16 protein-coding genes are annotated in these 23,529 nt (G+C 46.4%); 8 read left to right on the top strand and 8 right to left on the bottom strand.

Annotated features, from left to right (window positions below):
* Position 1 precedes the first annotated feature (1 nt).
* Positions 2-544, bottom strand: coding sequence for a cupin domain-containing protein (locus KOE27_RS02420; RefSeq protein ID WP_215237260.1), 543 nt, complete (start codon positions 542-544; stop codon positions 2-4).
* 390 nt (positions 545-934) lie between these two features.
* Here KOE27_RS02420 and KOE27_RS02415 point away from each other — a divergent pair, with 390 nt between their 5' ends.
* The 3 genes from KOE27_RS02415 to KOE27_RS02405 all read left to right on the top strand — a co-directional run bounded on the left by KOE27_RS02415 (position 935) and on the right by KOE27_RS02405 (position 3,722).
* Positions 935-2,404 carry a right-handed parallel beta-helix repeat-containing protein gene (locus KOE27_RS02415; protein ID WP_215237259.1) on the top strand — a complete coding sequence of 490 codons (1,470 nt, stop codon included), beginning with the start codon at positions 935-937 and terminating at the stop codon, positions 2,402-2,404.
* The gene (locus KOE27_RS02410) at positions 2,401-2,898 is read left to right on the top strand and encodes a DUF1772 domain-containing protein (protein ID WP_215237258.1); all 498 of its coding nucleotides are present in this window, start codon (positions 2,401-2,403) and stop codon (positions 2,896-2,898) included. Before KOE27_RS02415 ends, KOE27_RS02410 begins: the two co-directional genes overlap by 4 nt.
* 101 nt (positions 2,899-2,999) lie before the next feature.
* Entirely contained in the window at positions 3,000-3,722 is a 723-nt protein-coding gene (locus tag KOE27_RS02405) for an Ig-like domain-containing protein (RefSeq protein ID WP_215237257.1), read from the top strand.
* 61 nt (positions 3,723-3,783) lie between these two features.
* On the opposite strand, the gene KOE27_RS02400 is transcribed toward KOE27_RS02405, so the two are convergent.
* Positions 3,784-8,175 carry an efflux RND transporter permease subunit gene (locus KOE27_RS02400; protein ID WP_215237256.1) on the bottom strand — a complete coding sequence of 1,464 codons (4,392 nt, stop codon included), beginning with the start codon at positions 8,173-8,175 and terminating at the stop codon, positions 3,784-3,786.
* A 65-nt stretch (positions 8,176-8,240) separates the two neighbouring features.
* The gene (locus KOE27_RS02395) at positions 8,241-9,620 is read right to left on the bottom strand and encodes a TolC family protein (RefSeq protein ID WP_229252602.1); all 1,380 of its coding nucleotides are present in this window, start codon (positions 9,618-9,620) and stop codon (positions 8,241-8,243) included.
* A 248-nt stretch (positions 9,621-9,868) separates the two neighbouring features.
* On the opposite strand from KOE27_RS02395, the gene KOE27_RS02390 reads away from it, so the two are divergent.
* On the top strand, positions 9,869-10,546 hold the full coding sequence (locus KOE27_RS02390; RefSeq protein WP_215237255.1) for a response regulator transcription factor: 678 nt from the start codon (positions 9,869-9,871) through the stop codon (positions 10,544-10,546).
* The gene (porY, locus tag KOE27_RS02385) at positions 10,543-11,823 is read left to right on the top strand and encodes a sensor histidine kinase (protein WP_215237254.1); all 1,281 of its coding nucleotides are present in this window, start codon (positions 10,543-10,545) and stop codon (positions 11,821-11,823) included. The genes KOE27_RS02390 and porY overlap by 4 nt, the downstream gene beginning before the upstream one ends.
* Positions 11,824-11,998: 175 nt before the next feature.
* Here the strand turns inward: porY and KOE27_RS02380 are convergent, their stop codons facing one another.
* Positions 11,999-13,420 (bottom strand): hypothetical protein, encoded by a 1,422-nt coding sequence (locus KOE27_RS02380; protein ID WP_215237253.1) that lies wholly within the window; start codon positions 13,418-13,420, stop codon positions 11,999-12,001.
* Positions 13,421-13,914: 494 nt separating this feature from the next.
* Here KOE27_RS02380 and KOE27_RS02375 point away from each other — a divergent pair, with 494 nt between their 5' ends.
* Positions 13,915-15,765, top strand: a complete 1,851-nt coding sequence (locus KOE27_RS02375) for a T9SS type A sorting domain-containing protein (RefSeq protein ID WP_215237252.1) — start codon at positions 13,915-13,917, stop codon at positions 15,763-15,765.
* Positions 15,766-15,957: 192 nt separating this feature from the next.
* Here KOE27_RS02375 and KOE27_RS02370 read toward each other — a convergent pair whose 3' ends face one another.
* A complete protein-coding gene (locus KOE27_RS02370) occupies positions 15,958-17,439 on the bottom strand; it encodes a hypothetical protein (protein WP_215237251.1) in 1,482 nt (493 codons plus the stop codon).
* Positions 17,440-17,639: 200 nt separating this feature from the next.
* Here KOE27_RS02370 and KOE27_RS02365 point away from each other — a divergent pair, with 200 nt between their 5' ends.
* Entirely contained in the window at positions 17,640-20,630 is a 2,991-nt protein-coding gene (locus KOE27_RS02365) for an FAD-binding and (Fe-S)-binding domain-containing protein (protein ID WP_406566840.1), read from the top strand.
* Between the two features lie 8 nt (positions 20,631-20,638).
* Here KOE27_RS02365 and KOE27_RS02360 read toward each other — a convergent pair whose 3' ends face one another.
* Positions 20,639-20,887, bottom strand: a complete 249-nt coding sequence (locus KOE27_RS02360; RefSeq protein ID WP_215237250.1) for a hypothetical protein — start codon at positions 20,885-20,887, stop codon at positions 20,639-20,641.
* 197 nt (positions 20,888-21,084) lie between these two features.
* On the opposite strand from KOE27_RS02360, the gene KOE27_RS02355 reads away from it, so the two are divergent.
* Positions 21,085-21,819: a hypothetical protein gene (locus tag KOE27_RS02355; protein ID WP_215237249.1), complete on the top strand. Its 735-nt coding sequence runs from the start codon at positions 21,085-21,087 to the stop codon at positions 21,817-21,819.
* Between the two features lie 105 nt (positions 21,820-21,924).
* On the opposite strand, the gene KOE27_RS02350 is transcribed toward KOE27_RS02355, so the two are convergent.
* Positions 21,925-22,869, bottom strand: coding sequence for a winged helix-turn-helix domain-containing protein (locus KOE27_RS02350; RefSeq protein ID WP_215237248.1), 945 nt, complete (start codon positions 22,867-22,869; stop codon positions 21,925-21,927).
* Positions 22,870-22,875: 6 nt separating this feature from the next.
* Positions 22,876-23,343, bottom strand: a complete 468-nt coding sequence (locus KOE27_RS02345) for a hypothetical protein (protein ID WP_215237247.1) — start codon at positions 23,341-23,343, stop codon at positions 22,876-22,878.
* Between the last annotated feature and the right edge of the window lie 186 nt (positions 23,344-23,529).

Below are 23,529 nucleotides of genomic sequence, written 5' to 3'. Positions count from 1 at the left end.
TTCACCGGCAATACCGGTCCAGTAAGTACTGCTCGGTACCGTTACGCCTAGCACGGTTGGCGATCCACCTCATCAGCGGGTAAAGCAGGCCCTGGACTCCCGGCAAATGCATATCACTCATTACCGCAACTACTGCCAAATCAACAAATTTTTTGGGGACTGCCCTTTCATCCGTAAGCCCGTCGCCAGCCAGGCCGTACAGTATCCTGAGTGCATTTTCAAAGCCAGCACTTCCGGGTTGCGTTAGTACCTTGAACCGGATTTCTTCATTTCCGGGATTAAAAAAATTGTGCGTTTGCCCGATTGGGACGGTGCAGGTTTCGCCGGGGCTGAGCAATATTTTTTTGCCGGCTCCCAGGTGCAGGCCCAGCTCTCCTTCTTCGGCAGTAAATGTTTCCGTAAAGTTTTTGTGATAATGCAGCGGTGTCTGCCCGCCCGGCCGCAGGGTTACCTCTATATAAGAGAAAACCCCATTGGTTTCTTCGGCAGTCTGCAGAAAAGTAGTCGTGTCTCTGATAACCGGGTTAAAAATTTTTCGCTTCATGAAATTCAGATGATGGTAAGGCACATAATTAACATTTCAGCAACAGGTTTCCAATGAACGAAAACAGACAGCAGGCTTTATCGACCAACAACCTATTTTGTCTTCAAAAGTGCATTTGCAGCTATTTTGGGCATATTTTAATTGATAAATCAGCCGTTTGTCGACAAATCATTGTTTTGCCCGATTGCCTGCATTCACCACATCCGTTAAGCCTTTTTCCCAACCCGACATTACGCCAGGGCTGAAACGCTTTACCGTAAAATCAGTCAAACGCTATTTGTTTCATCTGGAAAGATTATCTCCGCGGTTTAGATAAAAACAACTGTCGGCGGCAATGCAAAATCCATTCTTTGCACCCGAGTTTATTTTTTATCACAAGTATCATTAGCCATGAATTTTAAAAAATTTCTATTACCCGCGTTATCCTTTACATTGCTATTGGCAGCCTGTAAGGAAGAAGAAGAAGTGAAACCCGCAAACACCCTTACTGCCCGCGCCGGGGCAGACCAGAAAGTGGAAGTGGGCGAAGTGGTTGTTTTGGACGGAACTGCATCAGAAGATAGCGAAAATGAACCTTTCGACTATCGCTGGTCATTTTCTAAAAAACCGTCGGGAAGTACTGCATCGATCAGCAAGCCAACAACGGAGAAACCGACATTCGTACCCGATGTTGCGGGTGATTATGAACTGGAACTGACCATAAGCAATGCCAACGGAGAAAGTAGTGACAGGGTGTTGGTAACTGCGGCCGTTACTGCCCCCATGGTACTGGCAACCAATATCACATCAAAAATGGTACTGGAGGATAGAATTTCCAACCCCGACTTCCCGGATTATGTGGTGAATCAGAACGTAACTGTTCAGGCAGAGCTAACCATTAAACCGGGGGTTGTCATTGGTTTTGCCAGAGATACCCGGCTGGAAGTCAACGACAACGGTGGGGTACTGATTGCCAAAGGAGAGGCTTCAAAGGCCATTCGCCTGATAGGCCAGGAAAAAACCAGAGGCTTTTGGGCAGGTATCATCATGAGGTCTGGCAGCAGCGGAAATGAACTTGAGTATGTTGAGGTTTTGCACACGGGCAGCAAAGTGCTGTTTAGCGGGATCAAAGCCGGTATTGCTTTGACAGGATCGTCTGATGCCCAGATTTCAGTAAAAAACAGCTTGTTCGAAAACAATGCGGGGTATGGCCTGTACCTCCAGGAAGACGCCATTCTGAAAACATTTACTTCCAACACTTTCAGAGACAATATCGAATCTGGTATTTCAGTAGCCCCTGATCATGTGAAAAGTCTTGACGAAAATTCGGTTTTTAGCGGTAATAACGGGAGGAACGTGGTAGAGATTTCCGGTGGTACCCTTACCGGAAGCAGTTCTTCGGAAGCACAATGGAGCGGATTTAAGGACAAAACACCTTATTATCTGACTAACAGCCTGACCCTGGATGCCGGGCTTAAACTCATGCCTGGAGTAACCCTGGAACTGGCACGGGATAAACAAATAACTGTGAACAAAGGATACCTCAGCGCAATTGGTACCAAAGAATCTAAAATTACCATTAAAGGTCGAGAGGGTAACCAGGCGGTCTGGAAAGGAATGATTTGTTATTCTGTAAGCGCCCTGAATGTTCTGGAACATACGGTGGTATCCGGCGGAGGAAGCATTCCGCTTGTTTCCGGCAAGAAAGCGAACATTGCCGTGTATGGCAGCCAGGCCAGGATGACCATCAAAAACACTCAGATCAGCAATAGTGGCGGATATGGTGTTTATGTCAACTATCAGGCATCCATTAATACAGATGCTGCTACGGTTAATACATTTGAAGGAAACGCTGACCAGCCCATTTTACAGGAAAAATGAGACAGGCGGACCTTTTCCCTTACCTGAAACTGGTATGTGTTTTCATTTATTTCGCTCTGGCATCTCAGGGAGCCTTTTACATCTTCCTGGGTTTTTCCAAGGCCATGTTAAATGTTTCGGCAGACACCTTTGTAGAAATAAGACGTGCAACGGATAGCGTTATCGGTCCTAAACTTAAATTTGGTTATCTGGCGGGACTCGCACTGCTGTTAGCCTGGATGTTTGTATCCTTTCGCGTTCAGGGAAGTAAATCCCATTATTATGCTGCCGCAGCATTCCTGCTCCTGGCTGCTGATATGCTCCTGGCCATAAAACTAAGCATGCCGATCAACGATCTTATCAATGATACCACCCTTAAACCGCAGAACCTCTTAACCGAACTGCAGCAAAAATGGCTGGCATATATCGTTATCAGGGGAGCTTTGTGCATCCTGGGGTTGGTCATTCTGCTTTTTTCAGAATTGATACATCCATTCAGACCTGCGGGTTTTTAATACTACATCATTACAGGTGTTCCCGGCCAGAAAGCACTGACCGGGCGCATTTCAACCAATATTATTTTATGAAAAACTTATTAATAATCTGGTGTTTTATAATGTTCGCAATAAGTTCCTGTACCCGGGACGAAAACAACGTGGACCCAAACACCGTCACAAGTGAAGAAGGGTATGCCAAGGGAAAGGTAGTGGACGTAAAAGGCAATCCTCTACAAGGAGCTAAAATTGTGGTAGACAACACCATGATCTATCATTCCAATGCTTTGGGAACAAGCGACAACAACGGGGTTTATAAAATCCAGCTTCCCAAAGTAGGTACTTTCATGATTTCGGCAACGATCAGAAAAGTATATAACGGACAGGAATTTGACTTGCCACTGCATCCGGATATCTACGAACCGTTCAGCATTGCCGGAGCCGTCGTAAATTTTCAGTGGAAAATGACCGGAAAGAAGCCGCTGGAGGAAAATGGTTATTATGGCGGAACCGTCCACATTAATAAATCATTGAACAGCACTATTTATGACTCGGAAAATATAGAGTTTACGCTCGTGCCAGTGGGGAAACTCATCGACGGTTCAGAAGGGAAAACGCTGAAACTAAAACATGGAAAACCGTATTCTGATGATTATGGCTACCTTGTGGATATTCCTATCGGGAGATACAAAATATCAGGAGAATACAGTTCTGACGGCGTACGTTTCCCGGTAAAGCTAAGGGATCATTTTTCAGATGACCGGTATGTGAACGAACTTGTTTTTGATTTTGAAGCAAGCACCATCTGGGGAGATAATGCCGCTTTCATCAGTTATGAGGAGTAGGACAGATCGTTTGCTTGCTGAAAGAGTCATGGTCATTCAGCAAGCAAACGATTCGTTAAAATTATTCAGCTTTCGCAGTTAGTTTGGCTTTGCCTTCCAGCTGCTGCCCGTCCCTGATTTCTTCCGATGCTTTTTTTACAATCGGATCACCGGCCTGCAGATTCCCGAACACTTCCACCAGCGTATCCACCACGGTACCCTTCTTCACAGACACCCATTCCGCTTTATTATCCTTTTGCCTGATCACGAATATCTTCTCACTTGATGTGACTACAGAACTTACAGGCACAAAAAGTGTATTTTCTGAACGCTCAACATGCAGCTGTACCTGGGCATACATCCCGGCCTTCAACTGATTGTCGCGGTTATCCACGTCGAATTCAGCCATCATGGCCCTGTTTTCCTCCGACAAAGTTCGGGAGCTCCTCGCAAAAACGGCACTATATTGTTTTTCAGGGCTCGCAGGTACTGTGAAAGTTACATTTCCCTTGGCTGGAACGGACCCCGACAGGTTTTCGGGAATGGCCAGTGTAAGCCGGAGTTTTTTGTTGTCTTCCAGAATAAACAAAGGCCGGGCATTATTTTCTCCCGGGCCCACCAGCGCGCCCGGACTGATGTTCCGTTCGGTGATGATACCATCAAAAGGAGCCGTGACGGTAAGGTATCTGGCCAGTTGGGATTTAGTTTCCATGTTCGAGCGTGCTGCCTGAAGATTCCCCCTGGATACAGCTGCAAGCGAGCTGTCGGTCAGCACACGGGCATGGGCAACGTCCAGCTCGTTCAGCGAAACCGCTCCCTGCGTCTGGTTGGTTCTCAGCATTCTGCCGTAGGTGAGCCTGCTGGTTTTGTACTTGGTATCGTACTCACTTACCGCCGCCTCGGCTGAAATGAGCTGTGCTTTAGCCTGGTTGAGCTCCGTCAGGATTTCTGGTGCCTCCAGTACCGCCAGTACCTGCCCTTTTCTCACAACAGTACCTCTGTCCGCCTGAACCGTTTTCACAAAACCTTTGACCTTCGGATGAATACTCACCTTATTCCAGGGTTTCAGCTCTCCTGGTAATGCAATTTCCTTAGCAGGTTTGAGGCTTTGCACGGATATGAGCTCGGTAGCAGCGGGTACCTCCGTTTTGTGTTCTTCGGTTTTCTTTTCGGTTTCCGCTTCCGAGCCGCAGCCCGCCAGAGCAAAGCTTACAATCACGAAGAGGGTCAGGGATTTTAAAGTGTTCATAGACATGGACAGTTGTAGTTTTTTAAAGAAATTACTTTCAGGATCTTCCGGATCCATTGATATTGATTCAACTGATGCTTTTTTCTGAACCATTGTAAAAATGGCGGGCAGGATTAAAAGCGAAGCAAGTGTGGAGGCGATCAGCCCACCGATTACCGCCTGACCCAAAGGGGCTATCTGGTCTCCGCCTTCTCCCAGCCCTGACGCCATCGGTACCATGCCCGCGATCATCGCGATACTCGTCATCAGGATCGGACGTATCCGGCTGCCGGCAGCAAGTACTACGGCTTTGGAGGAATCCTTAAGTTGCAATCTTAAATTTTCGGCGTTGGTAACCATCAAGATCGCATTGGCTACAGATACCCCCACGGACATGATCAGCCCCATGTAGGATTGCAGATTCAACGTGGCTCCGGTCAGAAGCAGCAAACCTATTGCCCCCACTACCACGGCCGGAATAGTGGAAAGTACTACCATTGACAGCTTGAACGACTGGTATGTAGCGGCCATTAGCAGGAACATGATTACGATCGCGATCATCAGCCCGGTCTGTAAACTGCCGAGCGTTTCGGTCAAAAGATTTGACTGGCCTTTGAGCTCCACCAATACACCTCTTGGAGGTTCTCCCGCATTTTTTATAGCCGCGGTCACCGCCTTCGTGGCCGCACCCAAATCCTTTTTATGGAGATTTGCCGTCACCGTCACGAGCCGGTTCGGACCTGCTCTGTCGTATTCTCCCGGAGCCGTTTTCTCCGAAAATGTGGCAACATCTGCCAGGAGCGGATTGCTTGCCCCAGTTTTCAAAGGTATGGTTCCAATGTCTTCCACCGAAGTCATCTGGTATTCGGGTATCTGTACCTGAACCTGATAGGCGAGCCCTTTGGAGTTATCCAGCCAAAGATTTTTATCAGTGAACCGGCTGGAAGAAGTTGCTGCCACCATGGACCTTGCAACCTGCGTGGAGGTAATACCGAGTTGCCCGGCGCGTTCGCGGTTGATATCCACATTCAGGATCGGGTAGGCAAGTGGCTGGGCTATCTGTACATCGCGCAGGAAAGCTATTTTTTCCATTTCTGCCTGAATCTTCCGGGCAAACTTACCTGCATCTTCCACGCTCTTTGCCGCAACGCTTACCTCAATAGGTGTGGAAGCACCCTGGCTCATAATTTTATCAACAAGTTCTATCGGCTCAAAAGATATTTTCAAAGCGGGAATTTCTTTTGCGATCCGCTCCCTTAGTTTTTCCTTTAGCATATCCATCCGAACCGGAAAGTCTTCGTGCAGCGATACCTGCAGCACCGCTTCATGGGGGCCGCTGTTGAAAACAAAAATATTGGATGTACCATAACTGGAAGGTACCGTGCCGACATAAGCCGAGGAAATCTCCACATGTTCTTTTCCTACCTCCGATTTGATCAGGTCAAGCACTTTCAGCGTAGCTGTTTCGGTACGCTCTACCCGGGTACCATCGGCAACCCGCAGGCGCATCTGGAACTGGTGGCTGTTGGCTTTGGGCAGAATATCAGTACCAATCAGCATAAAACCACCCACGATTAACAGAACCGAAACTATGAGATAGGCAGGAATGACGAATGATCTTTTGCCGATCACCCCTTCCAGCACACCCAGATACCTCAGTTTGAATTTTTCGAAACCTTTCACCGGAAGTGAAGGATGAGCCCCCTCCTCTATCACATCATGAATTTCACGCTCATCCAGGGCAAGCGTTGGCGCTTCATGGTGCGGGTGGCTTTTCAGCAACCAGTTGGCCAGTACAGGAACCAGGGTCTGGGACAGTAAAAAAGAAGCGATCATTGCAAAACCTACGGCAAGCGAAAGCGGCAGAAACATGGACCTTGGAATGCCGCTCATGACAAATGACGGTGCAAACACCGCCAGAATAGCCAGCAGGATCAGGAATTCTGGGAATGCAATTTCCTTGCAGGCATCCCAAATCGCCTGCTCCTTGGGTTTGCCCATTTCCTGGTGCTGGTGAATGTTTTCAATGGTCACCGTGGCCTGGTCAACCAAAACCCCGATGGCCAGGGCCAGTCCTGACAGTGTCATGATATTAATCGTCTGCCCAAAAAGGTTCATCAGTATCACCGCCGAAAGTATGGAAATAGGAATGGTCACGATCACGATGATCACACTGCGCCAGTCGCGCAGGAAGAGCAGTACCATCAAACCAGTGAGCAAAGCCCCCAGGATACCTTCCGTGATCAGACTTTTCAGGGAGTTAGTTACATATACCGACTGATCAAATTCATAACTGATCTTGACGTCTTCGGGTACCGCATTCCGCAGTTGCGGCAGTGCCGCTCTGATGTTATTGACCACATCCAGCGTAGAGGCATCTGATTTTTTTACTACCGGGATATATACCGCCCTTTTTCCGTTGATCAGGGCATAACTCACAGTCATATCGGCGCCGTCTTCCACGGTACCTATATCCCTCACAAAAACCGTTGGCCCCGCACCAATCCGGATGGGGATATTCAGAAAGTCTTCAGGCCGGTTGATGAGCGAGTTAACGGGGGTCATTAAGGTACGGTCTCCCATTCTGATGTTACCGGCAGGTGATGGCTGGTTGTTGACCACAATGGATTTGATGATTTCTTCGGGTGTGAGATGATAACTCCTGATCCGCTCGGGGTCAACCCGTATCACGATGGTCCGCTGGTTTCCTCCGAATGGCGGCGGGCTGGATACCCCCTCAATCCTGGAAAACATAGGACGTACGCGGGAAGATGCAAAATCCTGAATCTCGTTCAGGGAACGGGACGAGCTCTCAAACACCATCTGCCCGATGGGTACCGAACTCGCATCAAACCGGACCACCTGCGGCGGCACGGTTCCCTCGGGCATATAGGCCTTGGCCCGGGACACGTTATTGGCAACTTCCGCAGCTGCCTGGGCCATATCGGTTCCGGGATAAAAAGAAAGTTTGATAAGCGACAGCCCCTGGATGGTTTTCACGTCCACATCCCGGATCCCCGACACGTACAGAAAGTGATCCTGGTAACGGGTGGCAATGAAGCCATCCATCTGGTCGGGGGCCATACCGCCATAGGGCTGCACCACATAAATGGTGGGCAGGTCCAGATTGGGAAAGATATCTACAGGGATACTCCGGATAGAAAGTATCGAAAAGAAGAGAATGCCAATCACGACTACCACAATGGAAATGGGTTGCCGCAGGGCCGTTCGAATGAGTTGATACATATACGATTAAGATTTTATTTTCGGTAATGAGGGAAGAGAATTTACTGCTATGCAAACCGCAGCCGTTACTCCAGCTGGTTCAGAAAAAGGGACAGATCTCCGGCAGCGGCGGCTTTCATTAACAGCGAGCGCCAGACATTTCCATTGGCAACATACTTATCTACTTCTGCGCGGTTAAGGGTGTTGACACTCTGAGCTAAGGTAAACAGATCGGTCATCCCGTTCTGATAACGTGCCTCAGCCTGAAGAAACGCCGTTCTGGCCGCATTCAGCTGAACCGGTGTGAGCCTTGCCTGTTCCATGGAAAGCGCAAACTGAATATCCGATTCACGGAGCTGCCGGTCCATCTGCAGTTTCTGTGTATTGTAAATCTCCCTGAACCGCTCTGCCTGGAACTGCTCACTCTTGTAGTCGTTCCTCACTTTCAGGATATTGGTAAGGTTCCAGCGCGTTGAAATACCGAAGAAGTAATTGTATACCTGATAGTTCATACCACTTCCGAAATCAGTACGGTAGGCATTATCCTTGTTGGAAACACCCGACCCTCTGGCCATTCCCGCCGCCAGAAGTGAAACCGAAGGCAAGGAAGACTTGCGGATGGAAATGCTTCTGGCCGCAGAAGCGTCTATCTGAGTCTGTGATAATTTGAGTAACGGATTTTTAAGAAATGCATCCGGCGAAACCGTACCCACCGGCAACCGGGAATAAAACTGCATGGAATCCACCTGAATGTTGTCCTGGAGAACACCACTCAGTTCGGAAAGCCTCAGGCGCTGGGCTTTTTCAGAACGCTGGCTTTCCAGCAGCAGCAGCCTGGCCTTGGCATATTCGGCACTGGCGAGAGAACTATCCACGCCCGGCCGCATACCCGAACCCACCGCCGCATCTGTAACCTGTTTAAATACAAGCGCCCTCTCAAGGTTCCGCTCCTGGGCAGTTACAAGTTTCTGATTGATCAGCAAAACAAGATAGGCGTCCACAATCCTGACCTGATGCTGAAAAAGCTCGTTTTCATAGTCCGCCTGTGACCTGGTCAGTTCCGCGTTGGCGGCGGCTACGTTGGCATTCAGTTTGCCAAAGTTAAACACCCGCCAGTCTACCAGGGCGGTTGTAAAACTCCCGAAAACACCTTTGTAGATATTTTCCGGCCTGATCCCCCCCGATGGAGAAAAGGCCATACCTTCATTTGGGAAAAAACCTCCGTTTACATTGTTATTGGTCCCGAACGTGTACTGATCCTGCACGACGAAGGCTGGCAGGTAATCTGTTTTCACACTTTTAATCCGGCTTTCGGCGCTCCTTATTTCCGATTGCTTGGATTTCAGGAAAGGGAAATTCTGTTTGCCCTGGTCCAGTATCTCTTGGAGAGATACCTGCTGGGCAGCAGTATTGAACGAAAAAATAAATAACCCAAGGGCAATCAAACAAAAGTGCCTGACTGACATCGGCATGAGAGGTAGGGCTGAAGATTTTTTCTCAGAAGGCTTCGCGCTTCGGGAAAAACTTCGGTGGTGCTGATAATTCATGTAGTGAATAATGTTAACCAAGGAATAATTTTGCCCGAAACTAGAATTCAATTTGGGAAACATTTGGGAAAAAGGCCCTTCGACTTCCTTTTTAAAGGTTTATTGAATACTTCCCAAATATTTCCAACATCAGCCGGTAGCTTTGCGGTTAATATTCTGTTTTTCTGATGAAAATATTAATAGTTGAAGACGAAAAAGGGCTTGCAGAGAGCATCATGGACTACCTGTCCAGGGAAGGATTTGTGTGTGAAGTAGCAAACAGCTTTTGGGAGGCCGATGAAAAAGTAAGTATCTACCAGTATGATTGCACCATTGTTGATCTTACCCTTCCTGATGGAGACGGGTATGGCATCATCAAAACGCTCAAAAAAATTGCGGCCACCACAGGTATCATTATCATCTCGGCACGCAATTCACTGGAAGATAAAATTAAAGGCCTTGAAATCGGTTCGGACGACTATTTGACAAAGCCATTTCATTTGTCGGAGCTCAACGCGCGCGTGAAATCACTGATCCGGAGACGAAATTTTGGAGGGAACAATGACATGCAATGGAATGATATCATCGTCCAGCTGCAGGCCAGAAAGGTGTTTGTGAGCGGTAAAGAAACAGCGCTGTCGCGCAAGGAGTATGATCTGCTGCTTTATTTTCTTTCCAATATCGATGTTGCCTTAACGAAGGAATCCATTGCTGAGCATTTGTGGGGCGATCATATCGACTCCTCCGATTCGCTGGATATGGTATACTCACACATCAAAAATCTGCGCCGGAAACTTCTGGAAAAGGGAGGAAAGGACTATATTCAATCAATTTACGGGATCGGTTATAAATTCACTGCACCTTGAAACTGCTATCCAAAACCAGCCGGATGTATCTGATCGTTTCCCCGGTCATTTACCTCGCCGCAGGCATTGCATTCTACTGGATCGTAAAAATGATGATCTACGAAGAAGTAGAAAGCAGGCTCAATGTGGAACGCCGGGATTTTGAGGCCTATCTGAAAACACATGATACCTGGAGTAACAGTTCTTATTTTGTTGAAAATAAAATAGAAGTGGTTCCCGTTTTTGGGCAATTCGTTAACCGGACCATTTTTACCGATACACTCATCAACAATCGTTACGAAGATAGTGCGGACCCGTTTCGTCAGCTGACATTTTACACGATGATCGGCGGGGTACCTCATAAAGTATCCATCCGCAAATCCATGATCCAGTCGTACAAGCTGATCGAGGCCATTTCCGTTGCAATGATGATATTCCTGGCACTGCTGCTACTGAGCATGTACTGGTTTCACCGCAAGCTGTCGGACAAGCTCTGGCAGCCGTTTTACGATACGCTCTCTAAAATAAAACAGTTTGACTGGACGAAAGAGAACAAACTTGCACTCCCCCCCACTGAGATCACAGAGTTCAATGAACTGAACGATGTTTTTGAAAAAATGGGCGACAAAATGCAGCACGACTACCGAAGTCTGAAAGAATTTACAGAAAATGCCTCACATGAAATCCAGACCCCCCTGGCGTTGATTAACGCAAGAGTGGAGCAATTTATCCAGTCCAAAGATCTGGACGCGGAACATACCTATTGGATTGAGGAAATCTACCATGCCTCCCGCCGCATGTCCCGGCTCAACCAAGGGCTTTTACTACTTGCCAAAATTGACAACCAGCAATTCAGTACCGAAGAAATTGTTGATTTTAAAGAACTTACCGAAAACAAGCTCAATGATTTTGAAGACATAATAAACCATCGGAACATATCGGTAGAGATTAACTGGATGGGCCATTTCCGAAAAAAAATGTCTCCCGCCCTGGCCGACATTTTACTGACCAACCTGATCAATAATGCCATCCGGCATAACCATGAACACGGAAAAATCCATATCCAGGGATGGCCACATGCGATACAGATCAGCAATACAGGTTCGGAACTGAAAACCGATCCGACACGACTTTTTGAAAGATTTAAAAAGGAATCATCAGGACCCGAATCCGTGGGGCTGGGCTTGTCCATCGTCAGACAAATATGTGATACCTCCGGCCTTTCCGTCTTTTACAATTATCAGAACACCATACATCTGATCAACATTGCCGACAAAAACGAGGAAAATAGCCAGTGATTTTGGTTCTAATAAACCAGGCAGGTAACAATTACACTGCATTCAAGCCTGAAAAAAAACTTTAATGGAGCACCGATAGCATCAGATTTTATTTTGCTAAATTTCAGATAGGATATTAAAAGGTAATCAAAAGCCAATCTGGTACCAATGCGTTCATTGTTTCACTACTATCTTCCTAATTTATTTCAAAAAAACACCAAAAGGGGAAAGACTTCCCGCCATCACTGTAAACAAGACGTGCCTGATAGTTCCCAGGAGAGATGCTCTCCGGTATTACAAAAGCTCCGTAAAACATGTTAATGGTATAATCCGCATAACAAATGTCGGTTTTCAACTCTGATTTTAAAGTAACACTACCAGCTTCATTTCTCAACTCCAGAGACGGGAATTCCCGTCCCGGATTATTTGGAAGAGTGACATGCTGTGTTTGTAAAGGAACCGGATTAACATAAAATGTCTGCCCTTTGCTTAGTTTTATTCTTTCTGCATTTTTAGCAAATATAATTCGATCCGGGCAGCTAAAATTCTCGGTCCATACCTGGCCGATACCCCTACTTGAAACATCATTAGATACCGTATAACTGATTTCATTTATTTTATCTTCATCCTCAAATATTGAAAATAAATAGGTACCATCGGGTAAATTGGCTGGAAAGACAAAGCTAATCCTGTTATGGCCTAGATAAAATGCATCCACTAAAAATTCCTCCTTATGAAGGTCATTTCCCAATTTTATGTAATATTTCTTATCTTCTAGAAAATATCCCCCCTCAATAATAATTTCTTTCCCCTTGGGTAAAGAGCCCACCTGCCTTAGGCTTACATCTACTAAAGCCGTAAGTGGAGCTCTTTGAACCGTTGGTAGACTTGGAAAAACAAATTTCTTATCACCATAAAATATGCTTAATTCTGCCTTACGAGATCTTAAAAGATCATAAGCTCCTTCAAAGTGTAAATATGAAAACCCTTGGTCAAAGAAACCTGTAAGGTTGACGTTCCCAGGCAAATCTCTCAATAATCCATTTAGCCTTTGGGGTGACGTTGGAGTTTCCGGAAGAGATCCCATTCCAGAATTTAATCTGATGTATCCAATACAATTATCGTTTGGTTCAGTTATTTTGTTCTGAGGATATACCAAAAAATCAGAAGCAAGCTCAGCTGTTAATTTCCCTAAATGCCTCACATATATAAAATAATATTTCCCTATTATTGAGTCCTTATTTTGTTGCTTGACAACAAATTGTTTTGGCCTGGCTCCCCGAAACTTATAGGCAATTTTGTTTTCAGAATAGGTTGTATCAGACAAAATGACCCCATCGTACAAAATCACCTCAATATTAATTACATCATCCAGGTAGTTCTCAGGAAGCACAACCTGTATGATACCGTTGGTAGAATCGATTGCAATTGATGATGCACCCTTTACGTAAACAGATTTGATAAACTGCTTGTCCCTTGGAGGGGCAATATCATTATCATGCTTACAAGCTATTAGCAAATTAATTATACCAAGAAGTATAAAAAGTACCTTTCCTCGTATAATTAGCTTCGCAATGTCTAAGTACCATTCAAATAATATACCGACTGATGCACTCATGGTTGTCTTGAAATAAAACAGAACATACTAAGCTAATACTAAATATGATTCAAATTGGAATGATCTTAGATCTTTATTTGGATTCCAGTAATCTTGCCACCTTTAATAAATCTCCCTTGCATTGATTTGATGCCTAGTTGGTAAAGTCCGATCAGGAAATAATCAACATGGCCGCAGGGCCTTCTACCTAAAAAATCGTTTTTAACAAAAATTTATACTGGAAATACTTAAAATGTCTACATTTGATTTTCAAAATATATTTTCAAAGTAATCCAAAGAAATACGACATGGCGTCACCCTGTAACGGCTAGTCTGCTGCTCTATTTGATAAGCTATGGAAACCGGTCAATAATGCATGTGCAAGTTATTGATCCAGGAAAGCTATGGGTTACAGCTTAGTAACCAGTGATAACTAAGCTGTATCGAACCCCAACTATCCGGCAGGTTTCTCAACGATCATTGTAAACACTATTCTCTATAAATCAAATCGAACTATGACCAACCTCAATCAAATGATTCTGAAAAATTACCTCCTTTTTATGCTGACCGCCTTTGCTATCACCGCGCACGCACAGGATTGGACAGAAGAAATTAAAATCGTTGCGGAAACGCAACTGCCAGGCGACTACTTTGGAAAGGCAGTGTCGATCAGCGGAAACTATGCGGTTGTCGCCTTTCGTGGAAAGCAGGTTACTGAACTTGAAGGCGCTGGTGCCGTGAATGTATACAAGAAAATTTCCGGAGAATGGACCTTGGTTAAGACACTTACTGCTCCTACACCCGCCGCGGGAGATGATTTTGGTTCCAGTGTAGCCATCCAGGGAGATTACATAGTGGTGGGCTGCGGTGGTCAGGACGTGGATGAAACCAATACCGTTACTGACACCGACGAAGGCGCGGCATACCTCTATAAAAAAGATGCAGGAGACGATTGGGGGCTGATCAAGACCCTGGTAGCGTCAACGCCTATCCAGGGAGCAGCGTTTGGCACAGCCGTGGCGATAGACGGCGACTACATTGTAGTAGGTGCTCCAATAGAAACCGTTGAAGCCGGACGAGACGGTTCCGGGGCAGCCTACATTTTCTTCAAAAATCAAGGGACTACTGACTCGTGGGGGTTTGCTCAAAAAATCACCGCCGGTGACAATTGGCAGATGGGTGCCAATTTTGGGGCAGGTTTAGCCATTTCAGGTAATTTCATACTGGCAGGAGCAGGTAGAGAGAATGTTGATGAGACTAACACTGCAGGGGCCGTGTATGCTTTTGAAAAAGATGGTTCCACATGGACGCCTGGCCCAAGAATAACATCGCAAAATCCATGGCCTGATGGGTCGTTTGGATATACGGTCTCCATCAGCGGAAGTCACGCAGCCATCGGAGCTGGGGCTGAGGCTAACAATCTTGGCCATGTCTATCTTTATAATACCGGCAGCTGGGACACCCCTATTTTGGTACTTTCCGACCCTAGCCCGTTTCAAACCGGTTTGTTTGGCTTCTCAGTATCGTTAAGTGGCAATAATCTTGCGGTCGCCCAAGGGTTCTATTCCCCGTCCGTGCCTGAACCCATGCTATTAGTGGGTGCTATTCATATCTACAACAAAGACTATACGGGGGCTGACAACTGGGGTCTGGTGAAATCGATTACGCCATCAGACGCCGCAGCAATGGAGGTTTTCCCTGTGGCTGGTGGAGTCGTAATCGACGGCAGTCAACTGATCGCGGGGCACAGCTTCAATTCCTGGGACCGTGATGCGGAAGATACGTTCACGAACCCTAAGGGAGCGGCATTTATTTTTAGAGACATGGACGCGCTGCCGGTCACGCTTGCCAGTTTTGAGGCCACCAAAAGCGAAGGCCAGGCTTTACTCCGCTGGACCACCGCCGCCGAAACCAACACGGATTATTTTGAAATACAGCGCAGTGCAAATGGAAAACGCTGGAACATGCTGGGACGCGTGGCCGCCGTAAAGGAAAGCACTTCACTCCAGCCTTATTCCTTCACCGACAAAACCCCATACCAGGGACAAAATCTATACCGCCTGAAAATGGTGGACCAGGACGGAACGTTTACATACAGCCGTATGCAGAGCGTATCCTTTGGCGAATCTCTGGAACTGACCACTTTCCCCAACCCGGTTTCCGACAAACTTTTCTTTACACCGGGTACCGAGGAGCAGATCAGTTCCGTGGAAATTACGGACCTGTCAGGAAAAATCATGCTGACTACCGACAAGATATCCGACAAAGGTATATCCATCGATAATTTGCATGGAGGCCTGTACATTGTTCGTTTAACAAAGAAAGACGAAGCCGTGATTTCAAAAAAGATTGTGGTAAGCAGGTAGTGCAGCATTGTACTTCGCCAATCATCCGCAGAACAGGACTACGCTAACGCAATGGGCTCTCGCGGATGTTTGTTCGCCAATGTTTGTGTCCCCACAAACATTGGCGAACAAACATCCGCGAACAAACATTTATTGCATCACCCGAGCAAGGAACTTGGAATTACATTCCGCCGCGCGGACCGTTCCTCCAGGCTACTGCCCGATTGTAGTGGCTTTTAGTATCTCGGCATCCAATGTCTTGTTGGTAGGAAACTCCGGAGGAATCCAGCGGTTTATGATTTTGCCCGAAGCATCGGCCACCAAAAAAGGGAAGCGAATATCAAGTGCATATCTGGTCTTGAGCAATTCAATATTTTCGTCCGAAGCGTACAAATGTTTTACACCGGGCCGATTGGCAGAGTATTGTTTCAACGTTCGCAATTGAATGCCGGGCAAAACAGAAACATACGCAAACGTCACTTTCCCTTTGTATTTCTCCTCCAATACTTTAAGTCCCGGCTCATGCTGCCCGATACTGAACGCAAACACCATGACTAACGGCTTTCCCTCCAGCTGCTTCATATCCACCGCTGAGCTGTCGGTGTCCAGCAAAGTAATTTCGGGCAAGGCCGACCCCGGCTCAAGTGACTCACGCGTTTTGATAAGTCCGGCCAGGTAGTCGGTATAGGGCGACTTCGGGAAAGTTACCTTATAATCCTCCAGCAGCTCTTTTCCCGTTTCAAGTGTAGGTATGGCAGTCACAGCATAATTCAGCCAGTAGGTGAGCAGGTATTCCTTTTGCTTGGGAAAATCGGCCAGTTTCTCTTTACTGAAAGCGTAAACGTCTTTCAAGGCTTCCGCACTGATTTCGTATCTGCTGTTTAGCTCCAGCGGAAATTTGCGGGTAGAAGGTATCAAGGCCCAGTTTCTGAGCTCGTCCCTATATGATTTACTCAGCAGAGCATCGTCAGAAAGCACTTTGAACTCTGCCAGAGTCATGTCCTCCAATAGCTTCCGCTGGGTTTCGTCCAGCTTGGCTATCCTGTTTCTTCTGAGTAATTTTTCGTAGATCAATTGCCTGATCACCTGCGGTTCGGTGGTGATGGTAGCGTTGATATAGGCTTCAAAAGCCGGTACCGGATTGTGTTCCGCTTTAAATTTTGCAAAAGAAGTAACCCTCAGCCGCTGAAGGCTGTCGCTTTGCTGCACTACAATCTTGTTTTCGACCTGAGCAGGTTTGTAACCAAATACGGGCAGGTACTGATACTGATTGAGCATAAAATAGCTTCTCAGATAATCCTGGTATTGCGCATTGGTACCTGCATAGGCCACGTCCGCATTGGCTGAAAACATCACGATCAGGTCATCTCCGGGCTGCATGAATAACATCCAGGTACGGCTGATCCCGGCCCCTGCAAACTGAAGCCGCACCATTTTAGGCTCAGTAATATCCAGTACTGTTTTTTCCGAAGGTGTATCTTTAAAATTAAAGGAACTAATTGTTTTCAGTTCCGTATCTGCCAGGCCTATGCCCAGGTTGGGGTGAAAACGTACATCTTCCAAAACAAGAGTAACCGTTGCATTATTAGCGCCTGATGTTCCAATCGTAATTCCGGTTTCCTTTTGCGCAAAGCCCTGAATAGCAGTTACAAATAGCAAAAGTAAAAAAATGTGATAGGTAAGTTTTGATATCATTTTTAATCGGAATTTGGCTATTAAAACTGCTGTCGGCTAGCGTCTGTATCAGAATACCAGCAAAATTAAATAATTGTGCCAATATCATATTTAACTTATGAATGGATTATCCGTTATAGTTTCAGTTCTTTTTTGTCCCGGCAGTCTTATCTTTGGTCTTTGAATTCTATTTCCTGAACCAAAACAGAATCCTGTTTCAAATGCAGGCTTCCAGTACCATGAACCGTTTAACCTTATTGGATTTCAATTCGCTTCGTTCTCAGTTTGAAGGAGAACTCTACTTCGACGATAGTACTATTCACAAAGCTCAAAAGGCTATTTACGCTACTGATGCCTCTGTTTACCAGGAAATGCCTCTGGCTGTAACCCTTCCCAAAACAACTGACGACATCAAAAAACTGATTCGCTTTGCTAATGACCACAAAGTTACACTTATTCCTCGAGCTGCAGGTACATCTTTAGCAGGTCAGGTAGTAGGAAATGGAATTGTGGTAGACATTTCCAAACATTTCGGCGCTATCATAGAGGTAAATAAAGACGAAAAATGGGTGAGGGTGCAGCCAGGCGTGATTCGGGATGATCTTAATAAATTTCTTGCCCCGTACGGATTACTCTTCGGGCCGGAAACTTCCACGGCCAGCCGTGCCATGATCGGTGGTATGATCGGAAATAATTCCTGCGGGCTCCATTCCATCACCTGGGGTACCACAAGAGATCATCTGCTGGAGGTGAAGGCCATCCTTGCCGATGGAAGCGATGTGTCTTTTTCCAACCAGAAAACAACTGACTATCAGAAAAAATTAGCGGCCACCGGCGAGGCAGGTCCTCGTGAAAAGGCAATATATGCCGGTATGTGGGGAATTTTGTCCAATCCGGTTGATCAGGCCCTGATCAAAAAACAATTTGCCAAGCCTACCGTTACCCGCCGCAATTCGGGTTATGCGCTCGACGCACTGGTGAATCATTTTGAGAACGACAATATTAATCTCTGCAACCTGATCGCGGGCTCTGAGGGTACCTTATGTTTTGTAACCGAAGCCAAAATAGCACTTGTGGATGTCCCTCCGGCTTCTGTTGGGGTGGTGTGTATCCATACCCATTCGTTAGCCGAGGCTCTTCATGCCAACCGTGTGGCCATGCAGTATCATCCGAAGGCTTCGGAACTGGTGGACAAATACATCATGAATTTCACCAAAAACCATACGGTTTATTCTCAAAACCGTTTCTTTATGCAGGCAGATCCCGCGGCATTGTTAATGGTAGAATTTTGGGGAGATACCGAAGATGACGTTAAAATCCAGGCGGAGCGCCTCATTAGTGATTTACAGAACGAAAACCTGGGTTACGCTTATCCTCTTCTGTTTGGAGCAGATGCCAATAAAGCCTGGGATATTCGGAAGGCAGGGCTTGGGCTCATCAGGAACCTGCCCGGAGATACCCAGCCTGTTAACCTGATTGAGGATTGCGCCGTGGCCGTAGAAGACTTACCCGCCTACATTGAGGAGCTTGAAGTTTTATTAAAACAACACGGCCTGCATGCTTCCTATTATGCACATGCCGGCGCAGGGGAGCTGCACGTTGAACCGATGATCAACCTGAAAACAAGCGAAGGAAAAAAGCAATTCAGGGAGGTACTGGCAGATACGGCAAAACTGGTAAAAAAATACAACGGAGCACTTTCAGGTGAGCACGGCGACGGACGCCTCCGCGGTGAATTCATTCCGTTCATGATGGGTGAGGAAGTATATCAATTGTTTGGACAGGTGAAGAGGATCTGGGACCCCGATGGCATTTTTAATGCCAACAAGATCGTGAATACACCTCCGATGAACGAATTTCTGCGGTATGAACAGGACCAGGAAAAAGCTGCCTTTCCAACACTTTTCGACTTCACCAAGGAAGAAGGTATACTTCGCCTCGCTGAAAAATGCAGCGGATCAGGCGATTGCAGAAAAACGGAATTAACCGGCGGAACCATGTGCCCCAGTTATATGGCAACGCGCAAAGAAAGGGATACTACCCGGGCAAGAGCTAACATTTTGAGGCAATATCTCACAGAAAGATCGTCCCCGGAGTTTAGCCCTGCAAAAGAATCGGTTACGCAGGATATGGTAAAGGAGGTGCTAGACCTCTGCCTGTCCTGCAAGGGTTGTAAGTCCGAGTGCCCTTCCAGTGTGGATGTAGGCAAAATGAAAGCAGAATTTACCCAGCAGTATTACCAGACTCATGCCGTACCGTTGCGGAGCAAGCTGATTGCCCATTTTTCAAAACAAATGAAACTGGCTTCCATCGCTCCCTGGGCGTTTAATGCTGTGTTCGGGACGGAAGCAATCCGGAAAATTGCCAACCGGGTTGTGGGTTTTCATCCTGAGAGGTCCATGCCGCTGCTGCACAATACAACGCTGAGACAGTGGTATGACAAAAGATCAAAAAAGGCACCGCAACCGGATGCAGTTACTGACAAAAAGGTATATCTTTTTTGTGACGAATTTACCAACTACAATGATGTAGAAGTAGGCACTAAGGCCATCCGGCTTTTAGAAAAACTTGGATATGAAGTGATTATTCCGGTTCATGTGGAATCCGCGCGCTCCTATCTGTCAAAAGGCCTGGTCAAAGAAGCACAAAAACTGGCCACGCAGAACGTGCAGCTTCTGAAAGATCTCATCACCTCCGATGCTCCGCTTGTAGGAATAGAACCCTCCGCTATACTTTCCTTTCGGGACGAGTATATCGATCTGGTCCCCGGCGACCTCAAAGATGCTGCCCGACGTATTTCAGAGAATACCCTTTTATTTGAGGAATTCATAGCCAGGGAAATCGATGCCAAAAGGATAAAGAAAGATTCTTTTACAAAGGAAGAACGGCTGATCAAACTTCATGGGCATTGTCACCAAAAGGCATTATCCACACTTACAGCGCCCAAGATGGCACTTTCATTGCCGGAAAATTACAGGGTACAGCTAATTCCATCCGGCTGTTGCGGGATGGCCGGTTCCTTTGGTTATGAAGAAGAGCATTTTGAGGTATCTATGAAAATCGGGGAGCTTGTGTTATTTCCTACCGTGAGGCAGCAACCCGAGGAGGTGATCATCGCTGCGCCCGGTACCAGCTGTCGCCATCAGATTAAAGATGGAACCGGCCGGAAAGCGTTACATCCGGCCGAGATTCTATGGGATGCTCTTATTTAAATCATGGTCTATTGCGTGTCTCTTACATTTTCCATCACCGTATCGGGATTAGTCTCCGTCCCGACGGTGTCAGTGGCTAAGGTATCAGGGGCCGTAGCAGACGGCGTTTCTGCTCCGCTAAAGTTTTCATCATGATTAAAGAATCCGCCCCAAAACGCTATCAGCATGAGGACAACCCCTATGCCTATAATCCATTTCCAGGTATTTCTGGTGTTTTTGGTAGCTCTGGCTTCTTTATCGATTTCTTCCCTGTTCATGGTTATCATTATTTGGTTTGTCTGACGCCCTACCAAATCCATACCAGATTACATGGGTACAAAAATGAGTGCCTGAAATAGGAAATTGTGTTGATAAAATTTCCCTAAATTAATTACATGAACCAAAGAATATAATAAAACCGTTAGGCTTGAAGTTAGTGTTTAGTCTGTTTTACTCAATCCGAAAAACATAGTCCATGAAGTACTTATTTTCCTCCTTTATACTGCTTTCCTCCTTTTTAAGTAATGTCCGGAGCCAGGCCCAGGACACCCGCAGCTTTCTGTCCGTTACGGGTGGCTACAGCTTGCCAGTGGGAGAACTGGCACGTGAAAAACTGGATGATCCGTTTGCAGGGCTCACAGGGTCGGGCTATTACGGACAGGCCAATTATGATTTCCGCTTGTTCCCCTGGCTTGGGCTTCGCCTTTCGGGCAGCATGAATCTGAACACGACCAACTCAGGCCCCATTCTGGACAAAGCCAACAGTTATGCCACGCTGCTCAATGAAACATTTACCTGGCAGAGCAATGTATCCAAATGGAAGCTGAATGCTGCTATGGTAGGCCCTGCTTTGTATATCAATATGAACCGGGTACAGCTGGAAGCGCATTTGCAAGGTGGCAAAATCTGGGCGGAATCACCCTCGGTAAAACTGATCGGCACTTCAACGTCCGGTGGAGATCCTGTAACTGTAGATCTGGTACATGCTACTACCACCGCTTACGGCTTTGGAGCAGGGGCCAGCATCCGGTTCCCGATTGCCGGAAATCTTTATTTTCAATTAGGCGGAGATGTGATTGGCGCAAAGGCCGATATTAAAAATGTAACGATTAATGCCAAACGCGGCACTTTCGATTTTTCAGAAAAGATAAGCGAAAAACGTTTTATAGGGGTGGTGAATATCGGAGCAGGATTAGGAATAGCGTTTTGACTTAAATTGAATAGGCTTGAAAATCAAACATCAGATTTTCAGGCCTATTTAACTTTTTGACAACTATACCTGAGACTTCCGGTTAAAAGCTAAGTATTTCAAAATTCAACTGCTGCTTCTTACCTCAAGCCGGTACCCGATGCCATGTACAGCGGCAATTTTTATATCCTGATCCTGAGAAAGCATTTTCCTGAGCCTTGAAACAAACACGTCCACGCTCCGGCCAACAATAATACCTTCGTCCTCCCAAACGGATTTCAAGATAAAATCCCTTTCCAAAATCTGATTCTGACAGCTGGCAAACAAATTCAGGAGCTTTCCTTCGCGGTAAGTAAGGTCGTAAGCAACACCAGCCGACACCAGCCGAAGGCCCTGCACATCCAGTATCGAATTCCCAAAAACCAGTTTCCGAGAGGTTGCCTCTTCTGAATCCGTAATTGTACCACTGATATGGTCCTCTTTGCGTCTTTTCCAGATCATCAGCCCCAGCACCGCCAGCAGACTACCGGCAGGTAGCAACCACCAGCCCGTAATACCTGCTCCTTTGAGCTCTGGTTGAAAGGTTATTTTCAAACTGTAGGACCCGGGTACCTGCCTACGCGTCCTGCAGGGTACTCCTCCTTTTTGCTTAAGGTCCAAAAAACTGTATCCAAGCTCCACCTCCCTGGTTTCATCCTTCAAGATTACAACGTCGTACCCTTGATTGATACCATACTGATCCAGTGATTGCTGAAGTAGATTGGGGAGCTTGCGGTAATCAAAAATACTGTCGAGCCGAATGGTAAAGGTGTGTGCATCTTGCTGAACAACCGGAGCAATGCGCGAAGTAGAGTCGCCGTTCGCGGTAATTAAATGATGAACCGTCCGGCGAATGGCCAGGTTTGCCTTTTCCGCAAAACGGATCGACTCATTATTTGCCCATACACCGTGATAGCCCAAAACTGACAGCACCATGCAGATGCCAAAATGCCACTTAAAAAGTTTATTACCGGATTTCAGCATCTGATAAGATTCAGTGTATGGATACAGTTCAAATTTATTAAAATCCATCCTTTTCTAACAGTCCTTGCCGTTTTTATTCAGCACATAAAACCATTGAAAAGCAGGCAGAACAGGCCTATGTACCACGGTTATTACGCTTCTGCCAACCTTGTCGGCCGGATTTGCCGGGTCAATGATCAGCACGTCACCCGCCTTAGCAGACTTTAAAAGTTCTGCGATTTCAACCTTTTCCACGGGATGATTGTGCGCGTACGAGTGAGCATCAATGATTTTACCGGCCCGTTTTATATAGGCGTAAAATGTAATCAGCGGCGTTTTTCCCGATTGCGGGTCCTCCTTCACAAGGGTGAGGACACCTCTGCCAACATCAGGAAAATGATTTGCATCAAACGGCTTGCCGTTCAGAAGCAACCGACCGCCATAGAAACTGCCGATGGGCATTTGCGGAAAAGCATCGGATACTGCGAATGTCATTGCCAGCACCAGCGTCACATAAAGAACAGGGATTTTACTTTTTATCATACTTTGATTATTAAGGATGGATCAATCATTTCATACAAGTCAACTGAGACTGCTTCCAAATGTAAAAACACCGAAAACGCCGACGGCCAATTACCAGTAAAATATTGTAAACGAATTGTAAAAGATACTAACCGCCTGTAATCCTGCTGTAAAAGAGCGTCACCGATGATCTGATTATAAATCAGG

Source organism: Dyadobacter sp. CECT 9275 (genome assembly GCF_907164905.1).
Lineage (GTDB): Bacteria > Bacteroidota > Bacteroidia > Cytophagales > Spirosomataceae > Dyadobacter > Dyadobacter helix.
This window is presented reverse-complemented; position numbering and strand designations above follow the sequence as displayed.